Genomic DNA, 17,409 nt, shown 5'->3' on the forward strand with positions numbered 1-17,409 from the left:
GAGCCCCGCGATGACGACCTGGGATGCCGCGACACTTCAGATCTGGTGGCAGCGGCTGATCTCGGTGGCCGACGAGATGGCCGCCGTGCTGCTGCGTACCGCCTTCAGTTCGGTGGTCCGCGAATCCAACGACCTGGCCTGCGCGGTACTGACCGCCGACGGCGAGCTGCTGGTGGAGTACGGCCGCTCGGTGCCGGTCTTCACCGGCTGCGTCTCCGGCACGGTACGGGCGATGGTCGAGCACTTCGGGGCGGAGAACCTGCGCCCCGGCGACGTGATCGCCACGAACGATCCCTGGTACGGCAACACCCACCTACCCGACCTCACCGCCGCCACGCCGGTGTTCCGGGACGGCCGGATCGTGGCGTACGTCGCCAGCATCTGCCACCTGTCGGACATCGGCGGCGCCTCGGAGGGCGCGTTCGCGCAGGACGTGTACGAGGAGGGTTTCTGCCTGCCGCCGGTCAAACTCGTCGACGCGGGTACGCCGAACCAGCTGGTCCGCCAGATCCTGGCCCGCAACGTACGGGTGCCGGGCCAGGTGCTCGGCGACGTCGACGCCCTGATCGCCGCGAACGCGCTCGGGGAACGACGGGTACGGGCGATGCTCGACAGCGATCCGGAGCTGGATCTGGGTACGGCGGCCGAACACATCTGCGGTGTCACGGAGCGGGCGGTCCGGGAGTCGATCCGGCGGATCCCCGACGGCCGGTACGCCGCCGAGGTGGATCTGGACGGCTTCGAGGAACCCAAGAAGATCGTCGTGACGGTAGAGGTTGCCGGCGACTCGCTGGTGGTCGACTACGAAGGCACCTCCCCGCAGAGCCGGTTCGGCATCAACTCGGCCGCACCGACGTACGGCTACACCCGGTACGGGCTGGCCTGCCTGCTGGCCCCGGACGTGCCGAACAACGAGGGCGCCCAGCGGCCCATCACCATCCGGGTGCCGAAGGGGTCACTGCTCAACCCCGACAAGCGGGCCGCGGTGAGCGCCAACTTCCCGGCCCACGCCATTCCGGCGGTGCTGTCCCGGGCGTTGCTGGAACCTCTGCCGGACCGGGTCGCCGCCGCGGCGGGCACCCCGTTCTGGGTGGTCGGCATCCGGGGCACCGCCGCCGACGGCAGCTTCGCCTCCCTGCTCTGCTTCAACGGCGGGCAGGGTGCCTCGGCCGGGCAGGACGGCCATCCGACGTTGAGCACCCCGAGCAACGTGTCGAACACCCCGGTCGAGGTGGTGGAGAGCCAGGTTCCGGTCCTGGTGGAGAGCAAGCGGATCGTCCGGGGCTCCGGCGGGGCGGGACGGTGGCGCGGCGGCGACGGACAGGAGATCACCATCCGGTCCGTGCATCCCGACCCGCTCGACATCATCTTCCTCACCGAACGCATCGAGCACGCCGCGCCCGGCCTGGCCGGCGGCCAGGACGGGCAGGTCGGCCTGCTCCAGGTCGACGGGGTCGACGTCGCGGAGCCCAAGGGCCGCACCGCGTTGCCACCCGGCTCGCGGATTCTGCTGCGTACGCCCGCCGGGGGCGGCTTCGGCCCGGCTTGATCCATTCATTCAGGAAGGAACGAGATTTCGATGAGCGGTACGCACACACGGTGGGCGAGCCCGGGCACCACAGTCCTGGCGCCGAAGGGCCGGCTGGCGCTGCGGGTGCGCCCCGGCCAGCGGATCACCGTCACCGACCTTGAGGGACAGCAGGTGATGGACTTCATCGCCGCGATGGTCGCCGACCCGGACGAGCGACTGTCGGCAATGTTCACCCGGGTCAGCTCCGGGCGGTGGGATCTCCAGCAGGGCCACACCATCTACAGCGACAAGTGCCGCCCGATGCTGAAGGTCGTCCACGACGACAACGGCATCCACAACATGACCGGCGGATACTGCACGAGGTACTCCAACGCCTTCCGGTACGCCGTCCAGGACACCTGGGGTTGTCTGGACAACCTGGCCGGGGACTGGGCCGAACTCGGGCTCGACGTCACCAAGATCAACCCGGATCAGTGCATATCGCTGTTCATGAACATCCTGCACCATCCGGACGGGCGGATGGAGATCGTCGAGCCCACCACCAAGCCCGGCGACAGCATCGTCTTCGAGGTGCTCGACGAGCTTTACCTGGGCTTCTCCAACTGTCCCGAGGAGCACAACCCGTGCAACGCCTTCAACCCGACCACCATGTCGGTGACCGTCGAACAGGCATGACAGGTTCCCGGGGATCGGTCCGGCCGGGTTGCCGGACGCGACCCTCCGATCTTCGGCTGACGTGCGAGGCGATCTTCGATCTCGTCGCCGGTAACGCGCACCGCGCCCTGCAGGACCTCCGCGAGGCCGCCGTGGAGAAGGTCCGAGCGCGTCTCAGTGTCCCTCGGTGCCGTCGAGCAGGGCTTGGCGCAGCGCCAGTCGGTGCTCGCGGCGGATCTGCGCCTCGCGGTAGCGGCGTCGGTCGCCGTCGGTCTGGGGTAGCAGCGGCGGCACCGACCGGGGTTGGCCCTCGTCGTCGACGGCGACCATGACCAGGTGGGCGGTGGCCACGTCGGTCGGTGGTACCGCTCGGTCCCACCGGTCGGCGGTGACCTTGACGGTGACCTCCATGGAGCTGCGTCCGGCCCAGGTGATGTGGGCATCGACGTGGACGACGTCGCCGACGCGGACCGCGCGGAGGAAGGCGGTCTCGTCGATGGCGGCGGTGACTGCCGGGCCGTCGGAGTGCCGGGCGGCGACCACTCCGGCGACGGAGTCGATGAGGTTGAGGATCCGGCCGCCGTGGACTGTGCCCATCAGGTTGGTGTGGTGCTGGTCCATGATCTGCGACAGGGTCAGGTGGGAGGCCGACGGTGGTCGGCCGGCGAGCGTGGTGTCGTGCATGGGGCGTCCGTCCTCGGGAAGGATGCCACCGATCCGTGGGCGCGCACGTCGAGGAACACGCTGTTTCGGCGCGTCACCCGCCCGACCCGCCCTCGAGGTCGACGGCTGCGCACACACCTTGTGTGCGCAGCGCGGGCAGGTCTTCGGACTCGTGGGCGGGACCGGACTCGGCCGGTCTCCTACTGGCCGTCGCTTCCCAGGCCTTGCGGCCCAGTGCGTGGTGACGGCGGTCGTTCCCACTCACCGCTGCGGGGCAGTCCCGGATTTCCACCGGGTTCCCTCTTACGACGCTCGACCGGTAACAGTCGGGCGAACCAGCGCCGTCGGCCAGCCTATCCTGATCTGGTCAGACGACCGGCGGGCCAGGGGTGCCTGCGGTGGGTTGTCTCGATCTCTCCGTCGCCGTCCGCCGGTCTTGGCCGTGGATCGTGGCCGCGATTGGTCGACGGCCGTGTCGCCGTTGCATACCGTGCGCGGTTGGTCGCGGATTGACAGTGGCTGTGTGGGGGGCGAGACTGGCGCGACAACTGAACAACCGCGTGTGCGTGCGGGGGAAGTCCGGTCGAAGTCCGGCACTGGCCCGCAACGGTAGGTCGTTGGGTGCAATCCCGGCGGCGAGTCCGAATACCTGCCGTACCCGCGAGTTTCTGCTCCTCACCCGTCGTGGCCCACGGGTCGGAGGCCGGCCAGCCGCGCCGTTGCCGGGCGGGCCGGGTTTCTGACGACCGCCGGGCCGGAAAGGCGCTTCCGATGGTCGTTCGCCTGAGCCGGCACCGCCTGCTCGCGCTGTTCTGCGGTGTACTCGCCGCTCTCACTCTCGCCACACCGGCGATCGCCACACCCACGCAGGTCGGCGCCGTCCGATCCGATGCGGCCGCCGGCTGGTTGGCCCGACAACTTGTCGACGGGGAACGCTTCGAGGCTGTCTTCGGCGGCGTCGCGTACCCGGACCAGGGGTTGACCCTGGATGCGGTCTTCGCGTTCGCCGCCGGCGGTGTCGCCGAAGACTTCGGCGCTCGGGCCCTGGCGTGGGTTACCCGGCCGGATGTGCGCGACGGCTACCTCGGTGACGGTGTCACCGAGGCGTACGCGGGCGCGACCGCCAAGCTCGCTCTCGCCGTGGCGGTCCGCGGCGGTGACTCGACCGACATGGGCGGTGTGGATCTCATCGCCCGGCTGCGGTCGCTTCAGTCGCCTGGCGGCCGGTTCACCGACCGGTCCGCGTGGGGTGACTTCAGCAACGCGTTCAGCCAGTCCTTCGCGATTCTCGCGCTGGACCGGACCGCGCACGGCGTGCCGGCGGCCGCCGCCGGCTGGCTGGCGGGTACCCGGTGCCCGGACGGCGGCTTTCCGCTGCTGCCGGCGCAGCCGGTTTGTGTCTCCGATGTGGACGCAACCGCCATCGCGGTGCAGGCGTTGCGGGCCGCCGGCCGCAGGGCTGATGCCGCCGCGGGACTGCGTTGGCTGGTCTCCGTCCAGCGCGCCGACGGCGGGTTCACCAACGCGGATGGCGTCGCGAACGCCAACAGCACCGGGTTGGCAGCCCAGGCGTTGCGTGACGGTGGACGGTCGCTGGCCTGGGCGCGGGCCCGGGTGTTCCTGGCCGGTCTACAGATCGGCTGCGCCGGCCCGGTCGCCGACCGGGGCGCGGTGGACTTCGACGGCGGCCTCTTCGATTCCAGTACCGCCACCCGCGCCACCGCCCAGGCGCTGCTCGGCCTGACCGGCACCGGATATGCCCGGCTTTCCACCACCACCGCGACCACCGGCGCACCCACCTTGCCCTGCCACTGACCGGCGACAGATTCCGTCCCATCCCAAGGAGTACTCATGTCCCAGGTCCATGATCCCGTCCGTCGATGGCTCGCGGGCCTCGTGGTGGCGGCTGTCGCCGCCGTCGGGCTGATCGCTACCGAGCCGTCTCCACGGGCTGCGCAGGCCGCCGCGTGTACCGGCACGTCCGGAGTCACGGTGGTGGTCGACTACGGCCCGCTCGGCGGCGGCGTCCAGGTCGCCTGCGCGCTCGGTGACCCCGCCACCGGGCTGGCCGCCCTGCAGGGCGCCGGTTTCACGGTGGCCGGTACGCAGCGGTGGGGGTTGGCCTTCGTCTGCCGGATCAACGGTCAGCCGACCGCCGCGACGGAACCCTGCATCAACACCCCGCCGGCCAGCGCGTACTGGTCGTACTGGCACGCGTCCGGCAGTGGCGCCTCCTGGACGTACAGCACGCTCGGGGCGACCAGCTACAACCCGGCGCCCGGCACGGTCGAGGGCTGGTCCTTCGGCTCCGGCACGGCACCCAGCATTACCGCCCCCTGACCTGTGTACCCTGCATGAGCCGTTGACGTGCCGGGTGTCGCTCGCCACGCTGGCGCCGAGAGGCGACCGGGCGGTACGGTGACGACACCCGGTGCGCCGGGTGCACAACTGAATACGTCCTGTATGGGGGGAAGCCGGTAGAAGCCGGCGCTGACCCGCAACCGTGAGCGAGATCTGTCTCGCGAGCCGGAATGCCCCGCACAGGACGAGCGGCTTCCACTGTCGAGGTCTACAGGGTGGAGTCCGGGCAATCGAGCTACGGCATTTCCTCGCGGCCACGCGAGCGGATGCCGCCGCCGGTGCCTTCCGGAGCTTTCACCGACCGCTCTGCGAAAGGCACCCCCTTGCCCACGTTTGCGCTCCGGCGCGTCGGCGCCGTCACCGCCACCGCACTTGTCGTACTCGCAGCCACCCCCCTCGGCGTGGGTGCCGCGCCGTCGCCGACTCACGCCGTTGCCGCGCGTGATGCCGCGACCTGGCTCGCGGGGGAGTACGCCGACGGCGTGCTGCCCGGCCCGTTCACTCCCGAGGACTGGGGGCTGAGCATCGACGGAGTGATCGCCCTCACCGCCGCTGGTGTGGCTGGCGCAACTCGACAGGCGGCGACCGCGCAGATTGCCGCGCACGTACGGTCCTACAACAGCTACGACGACTGGGGCATCGAGGGCTTCACCGACGGTGGCGCCACCGCGAAACTGCTCTACGTTGCCTCCGCCGCCGGCGCCGACCCCACCGACTTCGGCGGCTGGGACCTACGCGCCGAAACCCTGACCCTGCTCTCCGGGACGGGCACCGGTCACCAGCACGGCCGGATCACCAGCCGCACCACCGAGGCGACCGGCCCGGACCCGAGCAACACCTTCGACCAGTCCTTTGCCGTGCTGGGTCTGGCCCGCAGCGGCGGCACGCCGCAAGAGGCCGTCGACTTCCTCATCCGGCAGCAGTGCACGGCCGGCGGCTTCCGGCTCTACCCCGATGCCGACGGCGCGCCGTCGGCCTCCTGCGATGCCCAGGGCAACGCCACCCTCGACGTCGATTCGACCGCCATGGCCGTCCAAGCATTGCTCGCGGCCGGCGCCACCGCTGCGGACGAGGCCGCACAGCGCGGCGCGGACTGGCTGGTGGCGCAGCAACGCGCCGACGGGTCGTTCGGCGGGTCGGGGCCGACCAGCGGCGCGAACTCCAACAGCACCGGCCTGGCCGGGCAGGCCCTCGCTGCGGCGGGGCGCGACGCCGAGGCGGCACGGGCCGCAGCGGCCCTGGCGGCGCTGCAGCTCACCGCCGCCAACGCTGGAGCCGCGGCGGCCGACGCCGGCGCCATCGCCTACGCCAGTGACGCACTGACCGAGGCGGTCCGCGACGGGATCGCCGAGAACTTCCGGGACCAGTGGCGCCGCGCCACCGCGCAGGCGCTCCTTGGACTGGCCCAAATACCGCTGGGCCGGATCGGCCTCGATCTTCCGCCCTCCGGCGAGCCCACCGCGTCGCCAACCGGGCCACCGACGCCAACCGCGCCACCGTCGCCGACCAGGTCACCCACGCCTACCGCCGTACCGACTCTGACCGTGTCGCCCACACCGAGCACCTCGCCCACCGGCGGTCCGACGCCGAGCGCCGTGCCGTCCACGCCCACGCCCACGCCTACCGTGACCGCGCCGACTCCCACCTCCTCTGCCACCAGTCCCGCCGCGGGCGGGCCGGGTCGCCTGCCGACCACCGGAGTGGCGATCGGCGGGTACGTGCTCACCGCGCTGCTGCTGCTCGGTGGGGGAGCGGTGCTGCTGGTGCTCGGCCGCCGGCGGGCCACATGAGGACCCGGGCGGCCCGGGCCTCGCTCGTTCTCGCCCTGGCCGGCGCCAGCGTCCTGGTCGGACCGGTACCGGCGGCGGCTGCCGGCAGCGCCGGGTACTGCCCGGACAGCGGCGGCGTCACCGTCGTGGTGGACTTCAAGGAACTCGGCGGCGGCACGGTCGTCCGATGTGCCCCAGGCGACCAGGCCACCGGCCTCGCGGCGTTGAAGAACGCCGGCTTCCAGATAGCCGGCACGCTGCGCTGGGGCGAGGGATTCATCTGCCGGATCGAGGGCAAACCCTCGGCCAGCGAGGAGAAGTGCGTCGACACACCTCCGGCCAGCGCCTACTGGTCGTACTGGCACGCACCCAACGGCGGCAGCTGGACCTACAGCGACAAGGGTGTGCTCAACCGCAAACCACCGGCGGGCAGCTTCGAAGGCTGGTCGTTCTCCCTCAACCGCAACACGGACAACGCACCCCGACCAGGGGTGGCGCCCACCCGGCCGGCACCGCCACCGCGCACCACGCCACCGGCACCGCCACCGCGCACCACGCCACCGGCACCGCCACCGCGCACCACGCCACCGGGGTCCCCACCCCGTCCTTCCTTGCCACCGACCGCCCCACCACCGGCCGCCGGTGGACCTGCCGCGCCGTCCGGAAACACACCGACCGGCATGGCCGGGCCGCCGTCAGCTACCACCGCAGGTGGCTCGACCCTGGCCGGCAGCCCGCCTGTCCCCACGGCGGAGGCACCGACGACAGGCGCTGGTGTCCTGCCGCCCGGGGTCGCCCCCGCTACACCTCCGGACGAGTCGACGAACGCGTTCCCACCGACCGAGGTCAGCGCCACCCGTGACGCCGGTGGGCTTCCGGTGGGCACCCTGGCCGGGCTGCTCCTGCTGGTCGCGCTTGCCGGCGGTGGGATCGTCGCGGCCCGCCGTCGGCGAAGCGTCGAGCCGGATGACTGATCGGAGCCCCGCCGGCAGCGGCGTTTCCCCGCGGCTGGCGGAGGCACCGCAGGACGCCCGGTCCGCCATGACGGGGACCGGGCGGCTACCCCGGGCGTTGCATCCGGGCGCGTGGTGGCTGTGGGCGTTCGGCCTGGCGACCGCGGCCAGCCACACCACCAATCCGCTGCCGCTGGCGCTGCTCATCGCCGCCGCCGCGCTGGTGGTCGTCCGCCGCCGCGGTAACGCTCCCTGGGCGTTCGCGTTCCGGCTGTACCTGGTGCTCGGTGCGGTGATCGTGGCCATGCGGGTCGTGTTCCGCCTCGTTTTCGGCGGCGGACAGGGCGAGCACGTCCTGCTTCACCTGCCGGAGATCCCGCTGCCCGCCTGGGCGGCCGGCATCCGATTGTTCGGCCCGGTCGCCGCCGAACAACTGCTCGGCGGCTTCTACGACGGACTGCGCCTGGCGGCGATGCTCGTCTGCCTCGGTGCCGCCAACGCTCTGGCCAACCCGAAACGCCTACTCAAGGCGGTCCCCGGTGCCCTGTACGCGGTCAGCACGGCAGTGGTGGTCGCGCTGTCGGTCGCCCCGCAGCTGGTCGAGAGCGTGCTGCGGGTACGCCGGGCACGACGGCTGCGTGGCGCCGCCGGACAGGGTCTGCGTGCCCTGCGGGGGATCGCTCTGCCGGTGTTGGCCGACGCCCTGGACCGCTCCCTGGCCCTGGCGGCGGCGATGGACTCACGCGGCTACGGCCGTACCGCCGCGATCCCGGCCGGCCAGCGTGCCCTCACCGGCGGGCTGGTGCTCGCCGGACTGGTCGGTGTCTGCGTCGGCACGTACGGGCTGCTCGATGCCACCGTGCCCGGCTACCTCGGCCTGCCGATGCTGCTCGCCGCCCTGGCAACGGCCGTCGTCGGGATGCTGCTGGCCGGCCGTCGGGTCCACCGTAGCCGCTACCGGCCGGACCGCTGGCGGATCACGGAACTCGCTGTTGCCGGCTGCGGGGCGGCCACTGCCGCAGCGATGATGGCGGCCGGATCCGCGGACCCGGACCGGCTCTACCCGCCGGTCAGCCCGCTCACCTGGCCCGAGCTGACCCCGCTGATGCTCCTGACCATCGTGGTCGCGGTGGCCCCGGCCTGGCTGGCGCCGCCGCCGGCGCTGGCGGCGAAGCCCGCCGTTGAGTCGGCGCCCAATCCACCGGACGGCACGACCCGCAGCGCGCCGAGGCGCGACACCAGGCAGCCGGAGACACCACGATGATCGAGTTCGATCGGGTCACCGTCCACTACGCCGAGGCCCGCGAACCGATGCTGCGCGAGGTGGACCTGCACATCCCCGAGGGGGAGCTGTGTCTGGTCGCCGGCCGTACTGGCGCCGGCAAGTCGACCCTGTTGCGGGCCATCAACGGGCTGGTGCCGCACTTCACTGGCGGCACCCTGTACGGCAGCGTCACCGTGCAGGGGCGCGACACCCGCAGTCATCCTCCACGCGACCTGGCCGACGTCGTCGGAGTCGTCGGCCAGGACCCCCTCGCCGGCTTCGTCACCGACACCGTCGAAGAGGAACTGGCCTACGGCATGGAACAACTCGCCCTGCCCGCGTCGGTCATGCGTAAGCGCGTCGAGGAAACCCTCGACCTGCTGGGCATCGCCGAGCTGCGGGACCGCCCCTTGCGGACACTGTCCGGCGGGCAGCAGCAGCGGGTCGCCATCGGCGCGGTGCTCACCAGCCACCCGCAGGTACTCGTCCTCGACGAGCCGACCTCCGCCCTGGACCCCACCGCGGCGGAGGACGTGCTGGCCACCGTCACCCGCCTGGTCCACGACCTCGGTGTCACCGTCGTCGTCGCCGAACATCGTCTCGAACGTGTCGTGCAGTACGCCGACCGGCTGCTCTACCTTCCCGGCGACGGCACGGTCGTCGACGGAGAACCGGCCGCCGTCCTCGCCGACATCGACCTCGCCCCACCCCTTGTCGAACTGGGCCGTGCCGCAGGCTGGGCACCCTTGCCGTTGTCCGTCCGCGATGCCCGCCGCCGGGCGGCGAACCTCCGGCAGCGGCTCGCTGACGCCACTGCACCGCCGACGGCGCCGGCACATGATGGCCCCCCGGCGCTGACCGCCCGCAAGATCGTGGTCCGCTACCCCGGCACCGTCGCCGTGGCCGGCGTCGACCTCGACCTGCCCGCCGGCCAGGTCGTCGCGCTGATGGGCCGCAACGGTTCCGGCAAGTCCAGCCTGCTCTGGGCGTTGCAGGGCAGCGGCCCCCGACAGGTCGGAACGGTCACCGTCACCGGCCCCGACGGCGCCATCGACCCGAAGACACTTCCCGCCGGCCGCGCCCGACGACAGGTCGGACTGGTCCCGCAGACTCCGGGGGACCTGCTCTACCTGGAGCGGGTGGACGCCGAGTGCGCCCAGGCCGACCGCGAGTCCGATGCACCCGCAGGCACGTGCCGGGCACTGCTGGACCAGCTCACCCCGGGGCTGCCCGGCGACCAGCACCCGCGTGACCTGTCGGAAGGGCAGCGGCTGGCCCTCGCTCTCGCCGTTCAACTCACCGCCGCACCACCGGTCGTGCTACTCGACGAGCCCACCCGGGGACTCGATTACCTCGCCAAACGGCAGTTCGCCGCCGTTGTCCGACGGTTGGCCGGCGAAGGCCGGGCGGTCGTGGTCGCCACCCACGACGTCGAGCTCGTCGCCACGCTCGCCGACCGGGTCGTCGTCATGGCACAGGGGGAGATCGTGGCCGACGGTACCGCCGCCGAGGTCATGCTCGCCTCACCCGCGTTCGCCCCGCAGGTTGCCAAGGTCATGGCACCCGAGCCCTGGCTGACCGTGGACCAGGTCACCACCGCGCTGGCCGACGCCGGAACACCGGGATGACGACCGCCCTGCGGGTCGCCCCGCGCACCGCCGTCGTCCTGGCCCTGGCCTCCGTCGCCGCGCTGGCCACCTTCAGTTGGCCGTTCTTCGTGCCCGCCCAACCCGAGAGCATGGCCCGCACCACTGAGGCGCCACTGGTCTTCATCGCCGTACTACCGGTCCTGCTGGCCCTCGTCCTGGCCGAACTCAGCTCCGGCGGTATCGACAGCAAGGCCCTGGCGATGCTCGGCGTGCTCGCCGCCGTCAACGCCGCCTTACGTCCACTCGGCGCCGGCACCGCCGGGATCGAGACGGTGTTCTTCCTGCTCGTCCTCGCCGGCCGGGTGTTCGGGCCCGGCTTCGGGTTCCTGCTCGGCGCCATTTCGCTGTTCGCCTCCGCCCTGCTCACCGCCGGTGTCGGCCCCTGGCTGCCGTTCCAGATGCTGGCTGCCGCGTGGATCGGTCTCGGTGCCGGCCTGTTGCCCGCTCGGCTGCGGGGCCGGGCGGAGATCGCCGTGCTGGCCGGCTACGGCGCGATCGCCGCCTACGGCTACGGGCTGCTGATGAACCTGTGGTTCTGGCCGTTCAGCACCGGCGCGGACACCCAGCTCTCCTACGTTGCCGGGGCGCCGGTGCTGGAGAACCTGCACCGCTTCGCGGTCTTCACGGCCGTAACCTCCACCTTCGGCTGGGACACTGGCCGCGCCATCACCACCGCCATGGCGATCGTCCTGGTCGGACCCGCCGTCCTGGCCGCACTTCGCCGCGCCGCCCGCCGCGCCGCCTTCGACGCACCGGTCACCTTCGCCACGACACGCGGGCCCGCACCGAGCGCGTCCGGGACGGATGTCGGGTCCCGCATGCGACTGCGGGACACCGGACAGCAGCCTCGCATCGAGGGTGATCCCTCGCCACCCCCCTCGCCGGCCGGGCGGTAGCCGACAGTTTCGCGCTCTGTGCCCGGCGCGGGCCCTTGGCGACCGACATCGGACGACCGCCTCACCACGTCACGCCGCCGCCCCCTTCCGCTAGCGGCTGCGCGGCACCCCGCGACTCCGCCGAGCGAACCGAAGCCGAGCGAACGGAAGCCGAGCGAACGGAAGCCGAGCGAACGGAAGCCGAGCGAACCGAACATGAGGGCCGAGAAGCGCTGCTGCGGGGGACCGCGGCGGCTGGCAGCCGGTCATCTGCTCGGCCGGCGAGGTGCAGGGGTTTCCTGCGGGCCGAGCTGGCTGATGTCGTACCCGTTGGGGTAGGTCTTGGTGGTGATGCCGTCGGCGAACAGTGGCGTGGTCGGTGGCGTGCCGAACCAGCGTTGGAGCCGTGAGCGGGTCTTCAGCGCCAGGTGCAGGCCGGCCCGGATCGGCCAGGCCGGTGTGTCGACGCGCATGGCGCGCCGCAGTGGGGCGTCGTACATGGCGCTTACCAGTGCGTTGCCCAGTGGGGCGAGGGGTGTGGGGATCCGGTTGAGCATCAGCATGCGGGTGGCTCGCTCGATCGCCGCGGCGTCGTCGTTGGGTTGCAGGTGGACCGCGTCGTGGGTGTCGAACCAGGTATCGAAGTCCTGGTAGGAGTCGGGGATGTCGGTGATGCCCATCCGCCGGCCGAGTTCCCGGTAGAAGAGATAGGTGGCCCGGATCTCGTGGCAGCAGGGGCGGCGCCAGCCGTACTGCTGCAGCCAGCGGGTCGGGATCACCACCAGGCAGCCGAGGACGTAGAGGTAGTCCTCGTTGTCGATGTCGTACGGGCGGTGGATCTGGTTGACGCGCCGCAGGGCGTCTCGGCCGCGTGGTTGGTCGAAGCCGTTGAGGACCATCTCGTACATCAGGAGGCCGGTGTCGTCGAGGCGCTTCTGGGTGTGTTCGGTCAGCTCGCCGGTGGCGGTGTGTACGGCGGCGATGGCGGGGATGGAGAAGGACCGGTTGAAGGCGAGGTTGAAGCCGAGCTTCATGTCCCAGGCAAACTCGTAGCGCAGCATCGTCTGGTAGATCGTCAGGTAGTCCTGCTCGGGATCCAGGGCGCGGGTACGGGTCAGGTTCTCGTAGCGGCCTCTCATCGGCGGGCGTCTCCTGCCGTGGGTTGCGGCGGCTGCTCAGCGGCGAGTGTCTGAGCCACCACGGGTGATCGGGCGTAGGCGTCGGTGACGAGGGTCAGCCACGCGACCTCACCTGCGTAGCCGCCGTCCGGGCGGTGCACACTCATGGGCGGGCTGCGGGTGTGTGGCCACGATACCGGCGTGGCGTCGCGTCGCGGATCCCGGCGAGTCGGCGGGTCGGCGCGTGGTCGATATCGCGCAGGGCGGTAAGGGGGAGGGGCCTGACCCCGGCAGGACTATCGCCCGCGGGTGGTGTCGGTCGACAGGGTGGCGCGGTCGGCGGCCTGCCGACCGGACGTCCAGCCCTCGTGGCTGTCCACCCGGGTGGCCCGGGCACGGACGGTGTGGGGGAAGACCCGCCGCATGGTCTCGCGGATCTGTTCGTCCCGGGAGGCGAGTACCGGCAGCAGGTCGGCCGGTTCGCTCTCCCCGGTCTCGCCGCCTCCGGTGGCCTGCGCGAATGCGAGCTGTGCCGCGCTGGTGAGTCGTTCGTCGATCCGGGCCGTGAACGCCACCAGGAAGGACTGGCGGAACGCTCTCAGGCGGCTGCGGCCGGCCTTGCCTCCCGGTGGTTCGACCCGGGCCATCGCCCGGTGTGCCTGCACCAGCAGTGAGGTGTAGAGCAGGTCGACCGCGTCGATGTCGGTGTCGAAGCCGAAGACGGTGCTGAACGCCAGTTCCGGTGACCAGACCGTGTGGCAACGGTTGGCCTGGGCGATGGCCTCCAGGAGGGCCGCCTTCTCGCCGTCGTGCGGGTGGTCCAAGCCGATCCGCCGCGCGTACGGCATCACCGGCGCCGCGTCACCGCTGCGGGCGGCGAGCAGCGCCTCGTCCAGGCTGTGTCGGGTGACCAGTTCCTGGGCCTTGGCGGTGTACGTCTCCGCCTCGGCCGGGAAGGTCGTGGACTCGGCCTTGGCGAGCAGGGCGCGTACCCGGTCCAGTTGCCGGGCGTCGATCCGGGACGGCGTGACCGCGCTCGCCCCGTCGGCCGGCGCTTCGGCGGACCCGGGCGGGGCAATGAGCATTTCGATCGGCGGGAGCGTGGCCAGGATGGCGAGCAGGCCCAACAGCAGATCGAGGACGGCCACCCGGTCGAGCCGCCAGCGGGTCGCGAGTTCGTGGACGTACGTGGCGTCGCCGGTCCACCAGATCCGCGCGCCGAGGACGTCCGCCTGCGCCTGCCACCGCTCGTCGACGGTGGCCCGGGGAAACTGTCGCAGGTGCGCGGCGATCGCGTCGGTCACCAGGTCGGCCTGGTGTGGGCGGCCCCGTCGGGTGACCACCCGGTGCAACTCGGCCGGTTGCCATCCGCCGCGCCACAGCCGTGTGAACGCCTCGTCCTTCGCGGCCATCAGTTCCGGGTCGACCTCGGCCGACGGGGTGACCGTCAGCGCGTCCAGCGCCGCCTCGTAGTCGACTGTCCCGGCGAGAACCGCCCTGATCCGCTCCCGCACAGATGTCACCGGCACAAGGCTACGGAGTCCGGCCCAGGAGTATCGGCGGTGGCCCGGAGGACCACCCGTTTGATCAACTCAGTTCCGGCGGAGTGGCGGGCTTCTGGCGGCTGGGATACCGCCTTTCCGCCGAAACGGCTCCGGCCCGGCCCGTACGGGCCGGGCCGGAGCCGGGTTCCTACAGCCGGGGCGCGGTGCCGGTGAAGGTGCCCGCGTCGGCTAGGTACTGGGTGGAGATCCGCCCCTCGGCCAGTGCCTGCCGGACCGCCGCGACGGCGGCCTGTCGCTGCTGGCGGACCTGCTCCGGGTCGCGGTGCAGCGAGGCGTTCTGGCCGACCAGCGCCGCCTGCAACCGCGGCACGTCGACCTTGCGGGGCTCCACGCCGTCGAGTGCCGCGACCGCGGCGGCGGTCCCGGCGGCCTGGCCGATCCCCATCACTCCGCCCTGGGTCCGGAACGAGCCGTGCGCCTCGTGCGTGGCCGAGATGGCGCGGCCGGCGATGACCAGGCCGTCCAGCCGGCGCGGCACCAGGCAGCGGTACGGGATGTCGTACGAGTCGTCGAGGTCGCCCCAGGTGCCCTGGTCCGCGTCCGCGCCGTACCCCTCCTTGCCCTTGAGGTTGTGGATGTCGATCGGGAAGTAGCCGCGCGACACCACGTCGGTCACCTTGGTGCCGCTCATCACCTCTTCCCCGGTGAGCACGTGCTCGCCGAGGATGTGCCGGCTCTCCCGGATACCGATCTGTACACCGGTGGCGATGAGCCGGGCGTCCGCGAAGCCGGGTACGTTCTTGATCAGGTACTCGCTGAGCGACATCACCTGGCGGCGGCCGTCGATCTCGCCGCGGGTCAGGCTCTCCGCGTCGGTGCCGTCGACGCCGCTGATCCGGGTGCTGTTGAAGTGCAGCACCCCGGGGTGGGTGGTGGTGAGGAACAGGATCGTGTCCCGCCCGAGGTAGAGCTCACCGGAGTCCAGGCCCTGCCGGATCAGAGACCTGAAGCCCTGGCCGACGAAGTGGTCCTGGGGCAGGCTGGCCGCGTACGGCTTGACGGCGACCAGTTCGGAGGCCCACTCGAACTCCTCCGGGTGGGCGTCCATGTAGTCCTTCACGGCCCGGGTGTCGACGCCGGCCATGTCGAACATCATCGTGCCGGGCTGGGCGACCTGGTCGTCACCCCGGCCCAGCACGAACTCGGCGCCGGCCAGCGCCGCCACGTCGCCGTCGCCGGTGGCGTCGACGACGACCTTCGCGTGGTAGTCCAGGTTGCCCGACTTGTTGGTCACCGTGACGCCGACGACCTTGTCGCCGTCCTTGAGTACGCCGCTGACGAACGAGTGGAACAGCGGCACGACGCCGGCCTCAAGGGCGAGCGTGAGGGCCGCCCACTTGTATGCCTCACGGTCGTAGAAGCACAGGTAGGCGCCGCTGCCGTGCGGGTTGGTGGTGCGCAGGTGACCGGTGCTGCCGCCGATCGACATCATCCGTTCGACGAACTCCTGCGGAATGCCCTGCACGACCTGTTCGTCGCCGAAGTGGAACGGGGAGATCGGGCCGAGTGCCGCGCTCGTCGGCATGCCACCGAGGAAGCCGTACTTCTCCACCACGAGCGTACGGGCGCCTTGTCGGGCGGCGGCGATCGCGGCGATGAAGCCGGAGGGTCCGCCTCCGACGACGATCACGTCGTACGAGCGCTGCGGATCGGGCTGAGGCATCCGGATATCCACCGGTCACTTCCTGTTCTGGTTGTACTGGTTCTGGACCTCGGTCAGCCCGGCGGGGATGGCTGCACCGTCGAAGACCATCTTTTGGGCCGCCTTGACCAGGTTGGTGCTGAGTTCGCTGTAGTCGGGCGGGTAGACGGAAACCTTTCCGTCGGCGGCCAGGTAGTCGCGCCACTCCAGGAGTTCCTTGGCGTTGCTCGCCTGGGCCACCGCCGGCTGGTCGTAGACGCTGCGGAGCACCGGCAGCACCCCGGCCGCGGCGAACTTGGCCTGCGACTCGGCGCTGAGGTAGTACTGCATGAACGCCCACACCTGCTCGGGGTGCTCGGTGTTGGCGCCCATCGCGAGGGTCTGTCCGGCGACGGCGGTGGGCAGCCGGCGCCCCGCGGTCACCCCCGGAACCGGGCTGGTGACGAGGTTGTCGCCGACACCGTCGGCGGAGCGGGTGGCGGCCACCCGGAAGCTGCCCGCGATCGCCATCGCCACGGTGCCGGCCTTGACCCCGTTGACCACCTCGTCGGCGCCCATGGTGAGCACCTCCCGGCCGAAGGCTCCGGCGTCGGCGAACTTCTTGACCATCGCCATCGCCTGGACGCCGGCGTCACCGGCGAAGGCCGCCTTGCCGTCGGCGCCGATGACCGCGCCTCCGTAGCCAGCGGTCAGCGGGTCGAACTTCTCCATGAAGTCGGCGCCCAGGGACTGCTCGGAGAGGCCGATCGCGAAGCCGGTGACCTTGTTACCGGACGCTTTGCGGACCGCTGCGCCGGCCGCCACCGCCTCGTCGAGAGTGGTCGGCGGGGTGACGCCGTACTTGTCGAGGATGTCCTTGCGGTACCAGAACAACCAGACCCGCGACTCCCAGGGCAGGGCCATCAGCTCACCGTCGATCTTGGCGCTGTCGACCGGGAAAAGGTAGTCGGACCCGGCCTGGGCCAGCCAGTCCTTGGCGAACTCGTCGATCGGCTGGACGCTGCCGCCTTCGACGTGCTGGGCGAGCTGCGGGAGGTAGATGTTGACGATGTCAGGGCCGCCACCGGTGTTGGCCGCCCGGATCACCTCGCCGTCGATCTTGGCGTAGTTGATGCTGGTCACGGTGACCTTGGCGGCGCTCTGGCTGCCGTTGAACCCGTCGACGATCTCCTGGAGCGCCTTGCCGCGCGGGTCGGTGCCGGTCGGGTCGAGGAAGGTCCAGAGTTGCAGGTCGGCGACTCCGTCACCGGAGGCGTCGTCGGAGCCGCAGCCGGCGAGGCTGCCGGTACCCGCGGCGGCGATGGTGGCGGCGCCCAGCATCAACAGCCGCCGCCGGTCCAGACGAATGCTCATTGTGGTCTCCAG

At 71.5% G+C, this 17,409-nt stretch carries 14 protein-coding genes and 2 riboswitches; of the genes, 9 read left to right on the forward strand and 5 right to left on the reverse strand.

Going from position 1 to position 17,409, the window contains the following annotated elements; translation table 11 throughout:
- Positions 1 to 10: 10 nt before the first annotated feature.
- Positions 11 to 1,549 carry a hydantoinase B/oxoprolinase family protein gene (locus tag E0H26_RS12855; protein ID WP_131303835.1) on the forward strand — a complete coding sequence of 513 codons (1,539 nt, stop codon included), beginning with the start codon at positions 11 to 13 and terminating at the stop codon, positions 1,547 to 1,549.
- Positions 1,550 to 1,579: 30 nt separating this feature from the next.
- Positions 1,580 to 2,206 (forward strand): DUF1989 domain-containing protein, encoded by a 627-nt coding sequence (locus tag E0H26_RS12860; RefSeq protein ID WP_131303836.1) that lies wholly within the window; start codon positions 1,580 to 1,582, stop codon positions 2,204 to 2,206.
- A 153-nt stretch (positions 2,207 to 2,359) separates the two neighbouring features.
- Here E0H26_RS12860 and E0H26_RS12865 read toward each other — a convergent pair whose 3' ends face one another.
- Entirely contained in the window at positions 2,360 to 2,869 is a 510-nt protein-coding gene (locus E0H26_RS12865) for an acyl-CoA thioesterase (protein WP_131303837.1), read from the reverse strand.
- A 117-nt stretch (positions 2,870 to 2,986) separates the two neighbouring features.
- Positions 2,987 to 3,203, reverse strand: a riboswitch (cobalamin riboswitch).
- A 127-nt stretch (positions 3,204 to 3,330) separates the two neighbouring features.
- Positions 3,331 to 3,519: riboswitch (cobalamin riboswitch) on the forward strand.
- Between the two features lie 100 nt (positions 3,520 to 3,619).
- Between E0H26_RS12865 and E0H26_RS12870 the strand changes: the two genes are divergently transcribed.
- The 7 genes from E0H26_RS12870 to E0H26_RS12900 all read left to right on the forward strand — a co-directional run bounded on the left by E0H26_RS12870 (position 3,620) and on the right by E0H26_RS12900 (position 11,740).
- On the forward strand, positions 3,620 to 4,663 hold the full coding sequence (locus tag E0H26_RS12870; protein WP_131303838.1) for a prenyltransferase/squalene oxidase repeat-containing protein: 1,044 nt from the start codon (positions 3,620 to 3,622) through the stop codon (positions 4,661 to 4,663).
- Between the two features lie 36 nt (positions 4,664 to 4,699).
- Positions 4,700 to 5,188, forward strand: coding sequence for a hypothetical protein (locus tag E0H26_RS12875; protein WP_131303839.1), 489 nt, complete (start codon positions 4,700 to 4,702; stop codon positions 5,186 to 5,188).
- 344 nt (positions 5,189 to 5,532) lie between these two features.
- Positions 5,533 to 6,999, forward strand: a complete 1,467-nt coding sequence (locus E0H26_RS12880; protein WP_240742126.1) for a prenyltransferase/squalene oxidase repeat-containing protein — start codon at positions 5,533 to 5,535, stop codon at positions 6,997 to 6,999.
- Positions 6,996 to 7,952: a hypothetical protein gene (locus tag E0H26_RS12885; protein ID WP_131303840.1), complete on the forward strand. Its 957-nt coding sequence runs from the start codon at positions 6,996 to 6,998 to the stop codon at positions 7,950 to 7,952. Before E0H26_RS12880 ends, E0H26_RS12885 begins: the two co-directional genes overlap by 4 nt.
- Entirely contained in the window at positions 7,945 to 9,195 is a 1,251-nt protein-coding gene (locus E0H26_RS12890; RefSeq protein WP_206025046.1) for a CbiQ family ECF transporter T component, read from the forward strand. The genes E0H26_RS12885 and E0H26_RS12890 overlap by 8 nt, the downstream gene beginning before the upstream one ends.
- Positions 9,192 to 10,823, forward strand: a complete 1,632-nt coding sequence (locus E0H26_RS12895) for an ABC transporter ATP-binding protein (protein ID WP_131303841.1) — start codon at positions 9,192 to 9,194, stop codon at positions 10,821 to 10,823. The genes E0H26_RS12890 and E0H26_RS12895 overlap by 4 nt, the downstream gene beginning before the upstream one ends.
- Complete coding sequence (locus tag E0H26_RS12900) at positions 10,820 to 11,740, forward strand: ECF transporter S component (RefSeq protein ID WP_240742127.1); 921 nt, start codon at positions 10,820 to 10,822, stop codon at positions 11,738 to 11,740. Before E0H26_RS12895 ends, E0H26_RS12900 begins: the two co-directional genes overlap by 4 nt.
- A 245-nt stretch (positions 11,741 to 11,985) precedes the next feature.
- Here the strand turns inward: E0H26_RS12900 and E0H26_RS12910 are convergent, their stop codons facing one another.
- From E0H26_RS12910 to E0H26_RS12925, 4 genes are all read right to left on the reverse strand, one after another.
- Complete coding sequence (locus E0H26_RS12910; protein ID WP_131303842.1) at positions 11,986 to 12,858, reverse strand: oxygenase MpaB family protein; 873 nt, start codon at positions 12,856 to 12,858, stop codon at positions 11,986 to 11,988.
- Positions 12,859 to 13,133: 275 nt separating this feature from the next.
- The gene (locus E0H26_RS12915) at positions 13,134 to 14,360 is read right to left on the reverse strand and encodes a DUF2786 domain-containing protein (protein WP_240742128.1); all 1,227 of its coding nucleotides are present in this window, start codon (positions 14,358 to 14,360) and stop codon (positions 13,134 to 13,136) included.
- A gap of 169 nt (positions 14,361 to 14,529) precedes the next feature.
- Entirely contained in the window at positions 14,530 to 16,065 is a 1,536-nt protein-coding gene (locus tag E0H26_RS12920; RefSeq protein WP_131303843.1) for an FAD-dependent oxidoreductase, read from the reverse strand.
- Between the two features lie 15 nt (positions 16,066 to 16,080).
- Positions 16,081 to 17,397 (reverse strand): ABC transporter substrate-binding protein, encoded by a 1,317-nt coding sequence (locus E0H26_RS12925; protein WP_131303844.1) that lies wholly within the window; start codon positions 17,395 to 17,397, stop codon positions 16,081 to 16,083.
- Positions 17,398 to 17,409 lie beyond the last annotated feature (12 nt).

Source organism: Micromonospora zingiberis (assembly GCF_004331455.1).
GTDB lineage: Bacteria > Actinomycetota > Actinomycetes > Mycobacteriales > Micromonosporaceae > Micromonospora > Micromonospora zingiberis.

What these genes read in the sequence shown, in the direction of transcription:
- E0H26_RS12855 (WP_131303835.1), top strand. Translation starts at nt 11, where the DNA reads ATGACGACCTGGGATGCCGCGACACTTCAGATCTGGTGGCAGCGGCTG.
- E0H26_RS12860 (WP_131303836.1), top strand. Translation starts at nt 1,580, where the DNA reads ATGAGCGGTACGCACACACGGTGGGCGAGCCCGGGCACCACAGTCCTG.
- E0H26_RS12865 (WP_131303837.1), bottom strand. Translation starts at nt 2,869, where the DNA reads ATGCACGACACCACGCTCGCCGGCCGACCACCGTCGGCCTCCCACCTG.
- E0H26_RS12870 (WP_131303838.1), top strand. Translation starts at nt 3,620, where the DNA reads ATGGTCGTTCGCCTGAGCCGGCACCGCCTGCTCGCGCTGTTCTGCGGT.
- E0H26_RS12875 (WP_131303839.1), top strand. Translation starts at nt 4,700, where the DNA reads ATGTCCCAGGTCCATGATCCCGTCCGTCGATGGCTCGCGGGCCTCGTG.
- E0H26_RS12885 (WP_131303840.1), top strand. Translation starts at nt 6,996, where the DNA reads ATGAGGACCCGGGCGGCCCGGGCCTCGCTCGTTCTCGCCCTGGCCGGC.
- E0H26_RS12890 (WP_206025046.1), top strand. Translation starts at nt 7,945, where the DNA reads ATGACTGATCGGAGCCCCGCCGGCAGCGGCGTTTCCCCGCGGCTGGCG.
- E0H26_RS12895 (WP_131303841.1), top strand. Translation starts at nt 9,192, where the DNA reads ATGATCGAGTTCGATCGGGTCACCGTCCACTACGCCGAGGCCCGCGAA.
- E0H26_RS12900 (WP_240742127.1), top strand. Translation starts at nt 10,820, where the DNA reads ATGACGACCGCCCTGCGGGTCGCCCCGCGCACCGCCGTCGTCCTGGCC.
- E0H26_RS12910 (WP_131303842.1), bottom strand. Translation starts at nt 12,858, where the DNA reads ATGAGAGGCCGCTACGAGAACCTGACCCGTACCCGCGCCCTGGATCCC.
- E0H26_RS12920 (WP_131303843.1), bottom strand. Translation starts at nt 16,065, where the DNA reads ATGCCTCAGCCCGATCCGCAGCGCTCGTACGACGTGATCGTCGTCGGA.
- E0H26_RS12925 (WP_131303844.1), bottom strand. Translation starts at nt 17,397, where the DNA reads ATGAGCATTCGTCTGGACCGGCGGCGGCTGTTGATGCTGGGCGCCGCC.